The following is a 14093-nucleotide window of genomic DNA, read 5'->3' on the forward strand; positions in this document are numbered from 1 at the left end:
GGATAGATTTAATAATCTATCCTTTTTTTATTACCTGAAAAGCGGATATTTAAAACGAAAAGTTAGTTATTAAATTGATAACTTATTAATCAATATTTATTGGTCTTTTTGTTGTTTTTTAGAGGTGGGATACTTGGCATTTATAAATGTGAATAAATTATAGTTGATATATTAAAGAATAAATATTTTATATGAATTATATTGTTATTTTTATGTGTATTTGTGTGTGTTTATGACTCTTTTTCTTTTTTTATATGTCTTTTTTTGAATATGTATTCATGAGTTAGGTTCTAATTGACTGTTGTTTATATTGGTTGTGAGTATAAAATGGCGATGATAAAGAATATTTATTGTGTGTGAGCCGCTGTTTTTGGTCGATATGGTTGTTGGTTTTTATGTTTACTATTTAGCTTAGATAGTATTTAGCATAAATGAAAAATAACTATCGACTTGAAATAACCTATAAAAAAAATAATTAAAATGGTCAAGGAGTTAATCATGTCAATGGAACTTTCTCGAAGGAGTTTTATTAAGCATGGTATCATCGCTGGTATTTGTGTTTATACCGTCCCTGCATTAGCTAGATTTAATCTTAATTTAGATGGTAGTAATAGTTTAGTTGCTCCGGAATTAGCATCATCTTGGAAGTCTAATTTTAAAGTACGTTTTCGAAGTGACGCTATTGCTAAAGTAACGGGTGAAAAAGTATATGGTCGTGATTTACGTTCAGCTGATATTGATGGTTGGCCAAGTCAACAATCATGGGCTTATTATATTCGTTTAAATCGTGCCGATCGTATTTATCAAGGTGTTGATTTAAGTTTATTACCGGCGAATGCTCAGCCGAGTAAAATAGTTACTGCTGCAACATTAATTAAAGATAATATTGAATTACCGCAATTTTATGGCACTAATATGTTAGTGGCTGAAGGAGCAATGCCTGACTATATTGGTCAAGCTGCAATGCTACTTATTTTCGATGATTTTCTAACTTATCATCGAGCTAAAAATATGCTGCAATTTAATACTGACATTATTAAATATGGTAAACAACATCCTTTAGTGGCTGCTGGTAAAGACCCTTGGGGAGTGTGGCGCATCACTCGTGAGCAAGGTAATGCTCAAGGGATCCTTCCTGATAAATATAGTCCATTACAAAATGGGGTTAACTTTCCGAGTTATGTGGATTATAAACCATTTTGGCCTCAACCTGATCGTTTAGGTTCGCCATTGCAACAACAAATGGCTGTAGCAAAAGATATTGAGGCTAGCCTCGCTGCTGACAATAATTTTGTTTTAAAACGTGACTATCAAACCCAGTTTATTGACCCGATGTTTATGGAGCCTGAGTGCTTTAATGGTTGGTTTGATAGCAAAACACAGACAATGCACACCATTCCTTCTTCACAATCACCGAATAACTTTTTTGGCTTTGCCACCTCAATGCTTACCAAAGGGCCTCTTGCTGGCAAAGTTAAAAATTTAGTGGTTCATTCGCCATTTATTGGTGGTGGCTTTGGTGGTAAAGATCACTCAATTTTGCCTTATTATGGTTTATTAGCGGTGATGTACAGTGATCATCCAGTGCGAATGGCGAACGATCGTTTTGAACAGTTTCAAGCAGGTTTAAAACGTCATCCATTTACGATGACTAATCAATTAGCGATAGATAAAACAACCGGTAAGTTTCAGGGTATTGTCAGTAATATGGAGCTTGATGGCGGTGGTCGTGAAAATTTTAGCTCTGTGGTCGCTGAAGTAGGAGCGAGTGCATTACAGTCTATTTATTATTTCCCTAAAAATGATATTACTGCTGTCGCTAATGTGTCTGAAAATCCAGCATCAGGTTCGATGCGTGGTTTTGGCACTTTACAAACCATGTCTGCCATGGAAATGATGGTTAATGAAGCGGCTCAGTTACTCAATATTGATCCGATTGAATTAAGATTGCGTAATGTTATTAAAACGGGGCAACTTAATACTCAAGGTGCTGTACCAACCAGTACTGAACATTATGCTGAAATATTAACACAAGCCCAGCAGCATGAAATGTGGGTTAATCGTCACCAACGTCGTAAGGCATATGAAGCGAAGCATCCCAATAAACTCTTTGGTACTGGTTTCGCCATTTGTACTAAAGATTATGGTGCTGGTGATGATGCGCCAGCAACTTATATTGAAATGGATAAAACCGGTCGCATTGTGATGGGAATTTCTGCCGTTGAAATAGGTACTGGTGCACAAACGTCTCAAGCCGCAGTGTTAGCTGATTATTTTGGTCGTCCGGCAGATACGATTAATCTTGCTGAAGTGCATGGTTGGGATCCGCTCCAAATGATCAATACCCAATCACCGTTTACGATGAGCCAAGCCTACCAAGATAAAATGCAACAAAATCCGCGGTGGACACCTATTATTCCATACGCCTCTTCTGCATCGACATCAGCATATTTTCAATCGAAAGCGACCGAAAATGCCGCCAAAGTTATTTTTGAGTATGGGCTATGGCCTGCGGCGAAAGCAATTTGGAGTAAATTGTATTATAGCGGCGATCTCGCAGCGATGGATTTTGGTGCAATGGAAGATGCGGTCTGGGTTGACGGTAAATTAAGTGCCAATGGTATGGAGCCTTTACCACTTGATATGCTGGCTCAACATGTCCATCAACACGGTTTAGTAACCGCTGCAATGGTGCATACATTTAACCGTTGGGGTTGGGTTGAAGCTGAATTTACCGTTGAAGGGCAAAAGCAAACCTATCAGTTAGATGCAATGGCCATTAAATATGGTCATGGTGCCGATGATAGTAAGAAAAAATTAATGACCAGTAGTGGTTGGCATTTATTAGATCGTAATAAGGTTAATTATCCTGCCACTTCTTTGAATAATGCGATGGTCGTGTATTACGCGCCATGTGCAACCTTAGTTGAATTAGCGGTGGAAAAAGGCTCTGGAAAGGTTGAGGTTATTGCGACTCAAACTTGGCTTGATGCTGGAAAAGTGATCGTTAAAGAGTTGGTTGAGGGGCAGATTGAAGGTGGCTTAGTAATGGGTATGGGCCATGCATTATATGAGTATTTACCAGCAGGTGAAGAGGGGCCAGGCAACGGTACTTGGAACCTCAATCGTTATCAGGTGCCATTAGCCACTGATGTTGGTATATGGCAAATGAACCATACTATTTTACCGCCATTTAATAACTCAGATCAGCGCAAAGGTATTGCGGAAGTGGTGATGATCCCGATTGTCCCTGCAATTACAGAAGCATTGTATCAAATTACCAATACACGTTTTTACCATTTACCTGTTACCGCCGCTGATATTAAGGAAGCACTCGCATGATCACTGTAACTATGACAATTAATGGCAATATTGTGGGTCCAGTAGACGTTGATGAATCAGTTAAAATGATCGACTTTTTACATGAATATCAAGGGCTAACTGGTACCAAGTTTGGTTGTGGTATTGGTGTTTGTCATGCGTGTACCATTATTGTTGATGATGCGGATGGTAGCTCACACACTGAGCGCACTTGCATTAATGGTGTTGGCAACTTTAATGGTAAAAAGCTGCGTACTGTAGAAGGTCATGCTAAGCGTAATCTGATGGGACAAATTACGGCCTTAAGCCCAGTACAGCAGACCTTTGTCGATCACTTTTCCTTCCAATGTGGTTGGTGTACTTCTGGTTTTGTGAATGAGTCTACGGTGTTAGTTGAGCAATTAGCTAAGCAACCAGTAGATAAAGCACAGGTTGAAGATGTGATTGAGAATGCCTTGAAAAATCATATCTGCCGTTGTTCTGGTTACCGTAAATATTATGTTGGCCTCCGTGATCTAGTACTTTCACAGCCGGGGTTAGTAAAATGAAACCGAGCCTAAAAGTTAGCGTAATCTGCGGTTTGCTATTAAGTTCTGGCGCGGTTTACGCACAAGCGCCATTACCTGCAAACATGGCACAATTAATTGCTCAAGGTAAATATTTAGCGACAGCGGGTGATTGCGATGGTTGCCATACAATTGCGAGTGGTCAAGTCTATGGTGGTGGACGATCATTCGACACCCCTTTTGGGACATTATATTCAACCAATATTAGTAGTGATAAACAATACGGTATTGGCAACTATACTTATCAGCAATTTGTTGATGCGGTGCGTAATGGTGTTGCACCTATAGGTAATTTATATCCTGCGATGCCTTATGCGTCTTATCACCGTATTAGTGATCATGATATGCAAGCTTTGTATGCTTATTTTATGCATACCAAGCCAGCGACGCAGCCAAATCGAGAAAATGGTATAGGTTTCCCTTTCAATATTAGAATGGGATTAAAACTATGGAATTTGGTTGGTTTTGATAAAGCAACATTTAAGCCAACAGCTGATAAAAGTCCCCTTTGGAACCGAGGTAAGTATTTAGTCCAAGGTTTAGGCCATTGTGGAGAGTGTCATACTCCTCGTAATTTTATGATGGCAACTGAACAAGACCATGCGCTGGAAGGTGCAGTCGTCAATTACCTTAATGCGCCTAATATTACCGCGAAAAATCTGACTCAAGAAAAGTGGACATTTCATGATTTAGCACAATTCTTAAAAACAGGTCAATCACCGAAAGGCACTGCGTTTGACGATATGTATGTTGTCGAAAAACACAGTTTAACTCAGCTTAATGATCATGATATTACTGCGATAACCAGTTATTTATTAGATCAAGCACAGCCGCAATCAAGCTCAAAATCACAATCTAAATTAACACCCTTAGCTGTCTCACCGTTGGACACTAAGCTACCGGGATACCGTATTTATATGGATAAATGCTCTGGGTGTCATGGTTTAAGTGGTCAAGGATTACCAAATGTTGCACCGGCTTTAAAAAATAATGCCACGATTGAAGATAGCAATATATTCAATACTGTTGCGGTATTAACCAATGGTATTAGCCAGCAAGGTTATAATCAGCAGCAGTCTTATTATACGATGCCGGGTTATAAAAATAGCTTAAATGAGCAACAAATGGCTGATTTGATAACGTATTTGCATCATAGTTTTTCTACGCAAATAACAACAACGACTGCAAAACAAGTTGCTGCAATTAAAAAACAACTGTCAAACAACTGATCATGAAATTAGCCTGTGTTATCGCAGGCTAACTTCATTTTGTTGTCATCTAATTAAAGTGATAAACAACCTATGAATGCATTAGATAAACAGGTGTTGCTTGATTGTCAAACATGGTTAAACCACGGTAAATCGGTGTGGTTATGTACTATTTTATCAACTTATGGTTCAGCACCTCGTCCAATCGGCTCGTTATTTGCGACAGAAGGAAGTATCCGTTCGGGATCAGTTTCCGGTGGCTGTATTGAAGATGCTTTTATGAAATTAATTCAACAGCATCAGTTAGATAAACCGATGCAGGTCTTTGATTATGGAAGTCATTTAGCTGCTGATGGTAGTCGATATGAATTACCTTGTGGCGGTCATATTTCGTTGTTGATTGAGTATTTACAACCGAATATTAACTATCATTGGCTTAATGAGTGGTTAACGGCGGCGATGACAAATAATGCTTTTGTGCGGCTGATAAATATTGAATCAGAGCAGCGCTGTATTACAACCGATCTTGATGCCTCATCTTTTACTACGCCGTGGTTAACGGTTCATTACCAACAACATTGGCAACTATTATTATTGGGTATTAGCCAAGTCAGTGAAGAGGTTGCGCGATTAGCGGTTAGAGCTGGGTTTGCGGTTCGCTTGTGTGATATGCGTGATAATTATCAACAAAACTGGCGTTGGACATCAGCTGATGGTGGCATTGATGTTGAGTGGTGTGCTGCTGATGATTTTGTTGAGCGTTATGCTAATGATTATACTGCTGTATTAGCGCTAGCACATGATCCTCGGGTTGATGATCTGGGGCTAATGGGGGCGTTAGAGTCATCTGCATTCTATATTGGCGCTTTGGGATCACAGGCTAACAGTGAGCGTCGGCGGGAACGATTAATGCGTATTGGTGAGTATAAACAACAGCAATTAGCACGCTTACATGCACCCATTGGCGTGGCGATTGGTAGTAAAACACCGATTGAGATTGCTATTGCTATTATGGCTGAGGTGATTGCCGCTAAAAATGGTATTGAGTGTGATTCATGGCACTATCGCCATGGTTGATTGTGTTATTCCTGCTGCGGGGTTGTCATCTCGAATGGGAGCATGGAAACCAATGTTAGCCTATCAAGACAGCACATTATTAGATATCGCAATCAAACATGCGTTAATGTTTTGTTCTCAAGTGATCGTCGTTGCTGGGTATCGCGCCGAGGAGTTGATACGGCATTATCAACATCAACAACAGATTACAGTGGTGGTTAATCAGGATTATCAGCAGGGGATGTTAAGCTCAATTCAAGTGGGTATTAAGGCAGTAACAAGCTCGAAGTTTTTTATTACCCATGCTGATATGCCTTGTATTGAGCCGCAAGTCTTCAGGTGGTTATGGCAAGCTGGTTGTGCGCGAGTTGTATTTCCTGGTAATAAACACCAGACAGGACATCCTGTTCTGATTACTGCAGAGTTAATACCTCAAATTCTAGCACTACCTGTTACTGCTACCATGAAGCAAGTATTACAAACGGGATCAGAGCATTATTTACAGCTAACAGCGACGAGTGGTATTTATCTAGATATTGATACGCCTGAAAAGTATCAGCAATTAATAGCTGGAAATAAACAGCAAGCAGTAAAATAAAGAGTATAAAAAAGAGAAGCCGATATGCTTCTCTTTTTTTATTTTTGGCTTAATGATAAAGCTAATTTAGCTTGTCATGCCCCATTTTAAGTCATCATCAAGCTCTTCAATCGCCTCGTAAAGATAAGATTCAACTTGCTCTTCCACTAAGCCATCAGGCTCTTCAAAGAAAGCGATATGGAAAATAGCGTCACCTTCATTCACTAGTGGTAATGTTTGCTGGCCAATTACAATACCACCTTGTGGGGCAATAACCGTTGCTTCACTGCTGCCAGCCGGATCGCTAATAGTAGCAATAACTTGATTTTTATCTACTTTCTCACCTAATGCTACATGTGAGCGTAGTAAGCCATCAAAATCAGCACGTACCCAACGTGTCGCCTTAGGTACCATTGGCTCAACCACTTTTTTACTACGACTAGTACGCAACATTTCTAAGTGATGCATCACTTTTAATACTCCTTGTACGCCAGAGCCAACGGCATGGGCATCAAGGCGTAGTGCTTCACCTGCTTCAAAGGTGATCACTGGAATATTAAACTCTTCTGCCGCAGCACGTAATGATCCTTCACGTAAGCTGGCATCAACGACGACTGGAGATCCAAAAGCCATCGCCATTGCTTTTGCTTGTGGATTATCAAGGTTGGCACGAATTTGTGGCAAATTAGTACGATAGATAGCTGCAGTGTGTAAATCGACGACATGTGTCGCGCGGCGTACAACGTGATTAAAATATTGATAAGCCATTCGTCCAGCAATTGAGCCACGCTCTGCCCCTGGAAAGCAACGGTTAAGATCACGACGATCTGGTAAATAACGTGATTTATGGATAAAGCCAAAAACGTTAACCACAGGTACTGCAATGATAGTACCGTGAAGTTTTGATAAATCTATTTTTTCAATAACTTGACGGACAACCTCAATGCCATTGAGCTCATCACCATGAATAGCTGCATTGATCAGCAATACTGGGCCTGGATGTTTTCCATGTAGAATATCAACCGATACCGATAAAGGAGAGTGGGTATATAGGCGAGCAATTTCGAGTTCGCAGTTGGCATGGTTTCCCGGTTCAACCATTAAATCTGAAAATTCAAACGGGATATTTTTTGTGGCCATGGATACGTCCTGTATATGGGCTATTAGGATATGATGATCGTTTAATGTTTACGCATAGATAATCATGGCGTTATAACATATTGAGAATAATCATAAATTCCATTTTAAAACAGGAACAATATCACATTTAATTGGATTTAAAGTAGCGTAAATGTATCAATTTGTATCAGATGTAAAGATAAATGGTGCGAAGTGTATTAAAAAAGCACTGCAATTGGCTTGCAGTGCTTTTATGAGGATAGCTATGAGTCTTTAGGTTCGTTAACGGCTACCTGAATCGCACTGTTTTTATTGGCTAATGGTTGGCGCATTAAGCGATTATATTGTGCCACATCGAGCTCAAAGGCTTTTTTCTGTTGATGTGAAACCGATGCTGCTAATGGGATCTTCGCAGTTAATGGGTTAACAGGTTTTCCACGAACTAAAAATTCGTAATGAATATGTGGCCCTGTGACACGGCCTGTTCTACCTGATAGCGCAATTTCTTGACCACGTTTCACGCGTTGACCAACTTTGACCAGAATACGACTGTTATGTAGGTAACGAGTACTGTAATTAGCACTATGCTTGATCACAACATAACGACCTGCATAAGGGTGGTTTGTAACCCGTGTTACGACCCCATCGCCGGTAGCTAAGACGGGTGTCCCTATTGGCGCGGCAAAATCAACGCCGTTATGTGGTTGAATTCGCCCCGTTACTGGGTGTCGACGGTGGGGATTAAACGGTGAGCTAATACGGAACCGTTTTGTTGTTGGGTAACGTAAAAATGCCCGTTGCAAGCTTTCGCCATGTTGGTCATAAAAATTACCATCACTGTTTAAATACGCGGAAAACTGTTGTTTATTGGTATATAAACGGACAGCCTGAAGTTCCGTATCGCCACTGGCTTGATTATTGACATACTTTGCTTTGCGTACAACTTCAAAGCGATCGCCTGTTCTTAGATCACGATCGAAATTTAGTTTATCTTTAAAAATAGCCATAATTTCATGAATATCAGTGTAATTTAGGCCTGCTTTTTTTGCCGATGAACTAAAGCTACCATGAATTTCACCATTAATGACTTTTTCACGCCATATGCCAGGTAAGGTGATTTCTTTAACACTAAAGTCGTTATTTTTCTCTCGAGTATAGTTAATCATATGTGCAACGTTAAACTGTAGTTGCACTTTATTTAAACGATGATCACTATCTGTTACCCAAAATCGTAAGATATCACCTGGACGTAAGTTATCAATTTGTAAGCTATTTAAATCAGCTGCCATGATGTCTTTTACATCGGCTTGCGGTAAGTTTAATTGCGCAAAAATCTCACTGAGTGTGTCACCATTTTTGACTTTGTACTCATAAGTTGGTGGTAGCACAATATCTTTAGTTACAGCTGCTGGTGTCAGGGTTTTTAATACCACTTGGGGGGTGGTGATTAAAGGCAGTTGTATCTCTTTATGATGTGTTGAAGGGGTGGTGTTAATTGAGAATACGGCAGCAGCAGTAACAAGAGATAGTCCAATAAGACTAATAAGGCGGTAGTTTACAAAATTAGTTAGTACTGTCGTTTTAAACGTAGACATAATGCTCGTCAGTTCTTTTATTTTTAATGAGTGCGTCTGCACTTGGCTTATTTAGCGAGCATGTATGAAAACATACCCTTTCTGAACCTTAAATGAATTAATACCTTCCACGCGATTTTTTTGCTTAATTTTTCGATGATTACGTGCATAAAGTATACAAATGATTGTTATACGATATTTTGGCTCTTAGTTGAGTAGAAATTGCAGTTTCGTCCAGCAAGGGAAGCAAGGTTAAGCTGGACGAATGTTGTCCTAATAAGCATAAGTAATATGGTAATGTTTATTACCTGAATAATTATTAGGGGTGAGTATTGGCCTTGGTGTAGTAGGCGCTAGTGTATTTTTTCTTTGGCCGTCGCGCTATTTCTCGTTGTTCTAAATGCGCGTCTTTGTGAGAGTTTATTTGTAAATAATTATTTTTATTGATAGAGCTTACCACATCAGTTTGGACTTTTTCTGCCGTTGTTAATTGATGGGTATGATCGATATATTCAATCATCTGTTGAGTCGATAATGGACTTGATACCGTGGTTGAACTTGGCATTGACGCAAATGCCGATAATGAATGCAGTGCAACCGATAATGTTAGTGTTATGATCAATCGTTTCATGAAAAACCTCATGTTATTCAGTGAGGGTATTTAATCCTACAGCACCTGAATTGAGAGTGAGTTGTTAATTCATGTATAATTCATGTTATTCGCATAACAGATGAGCTTTATTTCGGTATAGAATAGTTTCTCTGAGATAATTAAAGTGAAGGTGTTATGGCAGAGTTAGCGCAAGAAATCGGTTTTATGCAGCGTGCATTAGCATTATCGCAGCAAGCACTTCCCGCTTGTCGTCCCAATCCTCCTGTTGGATGTGTATTGGTGAAAGAGGGGAAAATTGTTAGTGAGGGTTTTACCCAACCGCCCGGATTACATCATGCAGAAGCAATGGCATTGTCAAATTATGATTTACCATTAAACGAGGTGACAGCGTATGTAACCTTAGAGCCTTGCTCATTTGTCGGTCGTACACCGTCTTGTGCGCATACTTTGGTTGCGAAAGGTATTAAGCGAGTTGTTGTTGCGGTACTTGATTCGGATCCACGTAATAGTGGTAAAGGGATTGATGTTTTAAAGCAAGCTGGTATAGAAGTGAGTATTGGTTTGTGTGAGCAAGAAGTCTTTAACTTTATATCACCTTATTTATTAAAAAATAAATAATATTATTGTGATAATAAAACGAAAAGCCGATTTAAATGGATAATAAATATATTACCACTATTAAATCGGCTTTTAGAATATCACGAATAACAACGTAAACTTAAATAATTATTTAGTTGAAGTTTTGTGATGCTCACGAGATGATTCTTTATGATCATGCTCTTTAGTTTTGTGATGACGATGTTCGTCATGTTCGTGGCGATCGCCATGAGTTTGCTCTGGATGTTTATGACCTTTAGGATCACCACCGTGTTGAGTATGTGGATGGCTCTTCTCATGTTCGCGGTCTTCGTGATGGTCACGATTATGCTTATGCTCTAAACCATCGTCATAACGACGTTCCATTTTCTCATGTTCGAATTCAGCACCGTGTTGATGACCGCCTTGTGAACCTTTGTGCTCTTGACTATTGTTATGACTCATATCTTAATCCTTCAATAAACAGCGTTAATAATAAGTTGGTGTCTGTCTATGGAATTTAATTTACGCCGATTTTAAATTTGAACAATATTCTTTTTTATAATCAAATATTTTATTTTTGATAATTGCCGAATATTAAAAATAGGTCTATTAAGTAAAAATATACTGTGAGGTAAATTAAATTAAATGGGTGATTAAAATTTGTTCGATAGCTTATAAAAGTGAAAACATAGCTATTAAAAATAAACATTTATTTAATGAATGATAAGAGGATTATCAATTAAAGAAAAATCACAAATTAATTAATAGGTATTTATTATGATTGATAAACGTTCCGAGCATAAAGAACATTCTCATCACAATCATCGTCAAGAGAAAGTTAATGCGCCAACAACTAAATTAGAACAAAAGCAGCATTCACATCCTAAATTGAATAAGCAAGATCATAGCCATAAAGAAGAAATCACACCTAAACATAAAATGCATTGATTTAGATGTGAGTTTTTATAATAAAAGTCTCTATTAATCATATTATTAGAGGCTTTTTTATTTCGGTATTTTATAGTTGATATGTCTGTTCATTTGATTCAACTAATATAGCTCCCGCGAATTGCTGAATAGTTTTCCATGCGGTTGGAGTAATTGTGATGCCTCGTTGCCAAGTATTCTTTTTTGTAGTTAATAGGGTTGTCGATGCAATATGCTTAAGTGTGATTGATGGCATGGGTAATGATATACGATGCTTGTTAATTTCAATCGATAAGTAATGTAATGGATCGATATGTGTGTCTTTTATCGGCATTAGTGTGGTTGGATAAAGATATACTTCAGGTAATATTTGACCTGCATTTAAGATATAGGTCACATGATGTGATGCTAAAGGATTAAACCAATAGGCTCTGACTGATAAACCAATATTTGATAATTTAATTAATTCGCTAAATGCTAACCAACGGTTATGGCATTGTTCTATATTTAAAATAACTTGTGATTGGAAGGTGAGTTTTTCAACCGTATAATCGAGTAATATAGGTAAGTGACATAAAATACTATAACCGTGTAAATCAACTGTGACTTGTTGTGCTGTTTCTGTGGTAATTTCAACAGGGTAATCTTGTTCATGAGCTAATAGTGCTAATGCATTAATAAAGTGATCGATACCATGCAATCCTACCATTTCTAAATCTGCAACCATATTAGCAATAATGTCAGCCTCACCATTATACCGATGTAGCCCTGCAAAGGCTTTACTGCACATAACCACTAATTCATTGTGTGAGATATTCATGAATGGCGCTCCTTTATCTCAGAGTGAGATTTGGCTGTAGGAAGTATTGGAAATAACCATTCGTTAGCATGTATTTCATCGATAAGTGGCGCCCCTTGATAAAAAGTGACTCGTAGCCAGCGATCAGAACGCGGATCAAATTTAGTTGCACCAAGCATAGCTAATTTACAGCGTAATAAATGTATCGGTAAGGCTCGACGAGATAAAATATTGATTTGAATATCACCCATTGGGCTGTGTCCAAGTGTCCAAGTTCGGCGAGCAATAGTTCGAAAATGTGGCTGTTGTAATAAGAATGTCGCTATTTTTGTGTGTGGTGATACTTGCTTTAAAGCGAGATATAAAGCCTGTGTTTGGCGGGCTATATCTAATGGTAATTGTTTTTCTTCACCGAGATCGTCGCCGTGAATGCCGATGCGAGGTTCTTCTTTATCAGCAGAGCGATACCAAAACCAGTAATTATTATCCGGTTGTTCAAAATCAATCTTTAAAGCCCATTGATAACGTTGTTCTAATAATGCAGTAAGATCACTAGCCGTCGTGCCACTGATTAAAGCTAATGTCTCATCAGCATTCATTTGATGTTCAAGATTATCAGTTTGTTTAGGGTAAAGTTCTAATAAACACGCGATGATTATTTCTTGTGCTTCTTCGCTAAGAGATTGACTGTGGTGTAATAATGTTTGCCAGTATTGATGAGGGATAACTACGGCAGATAATTGGGATAAAACGTGCTGTAATTCAGATATTGCGATGTGATTTAGACGTTGTTGGTGGTTATCTATAGTGACTATTTGTTGTAAATGTATGACAGCTCGCCGCAGTAACGTAGTCAGTTGTCGATTTGTAGCGAGAGTAATAGTCTTGGTAGAAATTATTGCAATTGCTGTTTCTCGAACAAACATCCATTGATCAATTATCCGTGGGTGACAAATTAAATAAGGTGCCATCCCAAGTCCTGTTGCATTGCCGATACCTAAATAACGTTGTAGAGGACGCGAAAGCCGAACTGCTGTTTTTCCTCCTTGTTGTTTCGCTAAAAAATGCACCCAATCAAGACTGAATTGACGCAGAATATACACCGCGCACATTTGGGCACTAAACGATAAGTTAAAATCAGGGTTATCTGCTAATAATTCAAAATCGGCAATACCAAACTTACCGTTGCCATATACTGCGGTTGTCCGCAAAATATAGCCAACATTGACTAAAATATCATGATCAGGTTGTTGACCGTTAGCCAGTCTATCTACGAGATGATTAAAAACGCGCACGCTTTTATTGGCTCTAGCTAGAACAAGAACGTTATTTTTATTTCTCCCCGCTTCTTGTAATGGAACATTATTTCGCAGTTGATGTAAGCAATTATTATCAACTGCGCCTTGTATTAATGCAAAAGTAATGTCCCATTTTTCGGCAATAACCCGATCGTTACGATCTTCGTCATTGATTGCATTAGAAAATATGACTAAATGATAATACTGTGAAGGTGTTATTAGACGATAGATTACGGTGCCAAAGCCTTGAGAGGATAACTCCCACAGGGTCACTTTTATGTGCCATTGCTGATTAGCCATGCGCCGGATCAAACTACGTACGAAACTAAGCCGATGTTGATGCATTGCACCAAGTTTATGGGGATCCATCACCACATTAGGGGCGCGAAGAGCTAATAAGTTACGAGAAGAATAATGTGCATTCATAGTGCTCACCATATCTATTATCGCTAAAGT

At 38.7% G+C, this 14093-nt stretch carries 13 protein-coding genes; 7 read left to right on the forward strand and 6 right to left on the reverse strand.

All coding sequences use genetic code 11. The features are described 5' to 3' along the window. The first annotated feature begins 498 nt into the window (after positions 1-498). The 5 genes from PPBDW_RS20150 to PPBDW_RS20170 all read left to right on the forward strand — a co-directional run bounded on the left by PPBDW_RS20150 (position 499) and on the right by PPBDW_RS20170 (position 6749). Complete coding sequence (locus PPBDW_RS20150; protein WP_054262200.1) at positions 499-3342, forward strand: xanthine dehydrogenase family protein molybdopterin-binding subunit; 2844 nt, start codon at positions 499-501, stop codon at positions 3340-3342. Then, complete coding sequence (locus PPBDW_RS20155; protein ID WP_036792060.1) at positions 3339-3869, forward strand: (2Fe-2S)-binding protein; 531 nt, start codon at positions 3339-3341, stop codon at positions 3867-3869. Before PPBDW_RS20150 ends, PPBDW_RS20155 begins: the two co-directional genes overlap by 4 nt. Then, complete coding sequence (locus tag PPBDW_RS20160) at positions 3866-5116, forward strand: cytochrome c (RefSeq protein ID WP_036792063.1); 1251 nt, start codon at positions 3866-3868, stop codon at positions 5114-5116. The genes PPBDW_RS20155 and PPBDW_RS20160 overlap by 4 nt, the downstream gene beginning before the upstream one ends. A 72-nt stretch (positions 5117-5188) precedes the next feature. Then, positions 5189-6172, forward strand: coding sequence for an XdhC family protein (locus PPBDW_RS20165; protein WP_036792066.1), 984 nt, complete (start codon positions 5189-5191; stop codon positions 6170-6172). Then, positions 6144-6749, forward strand: coding sequence for an NTP transferase domain-containing protein (locus tag PPBDW_RS20170; RefSeq protein WP_235604250.1), 606 nt, complete (start codon positions 6144-6146; stop codon positions 6747-6749). The genes PPBDW_RS20165 and PPBDW_RS20170 overlap by 29 nt, the downstream gene beginning before the upstream one ends. Before the next feature lie 66 nt (positions 6750-6815). On the opposite strand, the gene PPBDW_RS20175 is transcribed toward PPBDW_RS20170, so the two are convergent. The 3 genes from PPBDW_RS20175 to PPBDW_RS20185 form a co-directional block, all read right to left on the reverse strand. Beyond that, positions 6816-7868 carry a succinylglutamate desuccinylase/aspartoacylase family protein gene (locus PPBDW_RS20175; protein ID WP_036792071.1) on the reverse strand — a complete coding sequence of 351 codons (1053 nt, stop codon included), beginning with the start codon at positions 7866-7868 and terminating at the stop codon, positions 6816-6818. Between the two features lie 242 nt (positions 7869-8110). Continuing rightward, positions 8111-9442 carry a peptidoglycan DD-metalloendopeptidase family protein gene (locus PPBDW_RS20180; RefSeq protein ID WP_036792074.1) on the reverse strand — a complete coding sequence of 444 codons (1332 nt, stop codon included), beginning with the start codon at positions 9440-9442 and terminating at the stop codon, positions 8111-8113. A gap of 298 nt (positions 9443-9740) precedes the next feature. Further along, entirely contained in the window at positions 9741-10052 is a 312-nt protein-coding gene (locus PPBDW_RS20185) for a hypothetical protein (protein ID WP_036792077.1), read from the reverse strand. A 156-nt stretch (positions 10053-10208) separates the two neighbouring features. Between PPBDW_RS20185 and PPBDW_RS20190 the strand changes: the two genes are divergently transcribed. Continuing rightward, positions 10209-10652 (forward strand): bifunctional diaminohydroxyphosphoribosylaminopyrimidine deaminase/5-amino-6-(5-phosphoribosylamino)uracil reductase RibD, encoded by a 444-nt coding sequence (locus PPBDW_RS20190; protein WP_036792080.1) that lies wholly within the window; start codon positions 10209-10211, stop codon positions 10650-10652. Positions 10653-10760: 108 nt separating this feature from the next. Here PPBDW_RS20190 and PPBDW_RS20195 read toward each other — a convergent pair whose 3' ends face one another. Beyond that, complete coding sequence (locus PPBDW_RS20195; RefSeq protein WP_036792082.1) at positions 10761-11075, reverse strand: hypothetical protein; 315 nt, start codon at positions 11073-11075, stop codon at positions 10761-10763. 315 nt (positions 11076-11390) lie between these two features. Here PPBDW_RS20195 and PPBDW_RS20200 point away from each other — a divergent pair, with 315 nt between their 5' ends. Continuing rightward, the gene (locus PPBDW_RS20200) at positions 11391-11561 is read left to right on the forward strand and encodes a hypothetical protein (RefSeq protein WP_156312911.1); all 171 of its coding nucleotides are present in this window, start codon (positions 11391-11393) and stop codon (positions 11559-11561) included. A gap of 70 nt (positions 11562-11631) precedes the next feature. Here the strand turns inward: PPBDW_RS20200 and PPBDW_RS20205 are convergent, their stop codons facing one another. Continuing rightward, positions 11632-12360 carry a DUF3726 domain-containing protein gene (locus PPBDW_RS20205; protein ID WP_036792084.1) on the reverse strand — a complete coding sequence of 243 codons (729 nt, stop codon included), beginning with the start codon at positions 12358-12360 and terminating at the stop codon, positions 11632-11634. After that, positions 12357-14063, reverse strand: a complete 1707-nt coding sequence (locus tag PPBDW_RS20210) for a hypothetical protein (RefSeq protein WP_036792086.1) — start codon at positions 14061-14063, stop codon at positions 12357-12359. Before PPBDW_RS20210 ends, PPBDW_RS20205 begins: the two co-directional genes overlap by 4 nt. Positions 14064-14093: the final 30 nt, after the last annotated feature.

This window comes from Photobacterium kishitanii (assembly GCF_000613045.3).
In the GTDB taxonomy this organism is placed as follows: domain Bacteria; phylum Pseudomonadota; class Gammaproteobacteria; order Enterobacterales; family Vibrionaceae; genus Photobacterium; species Photobacterium kishitanii.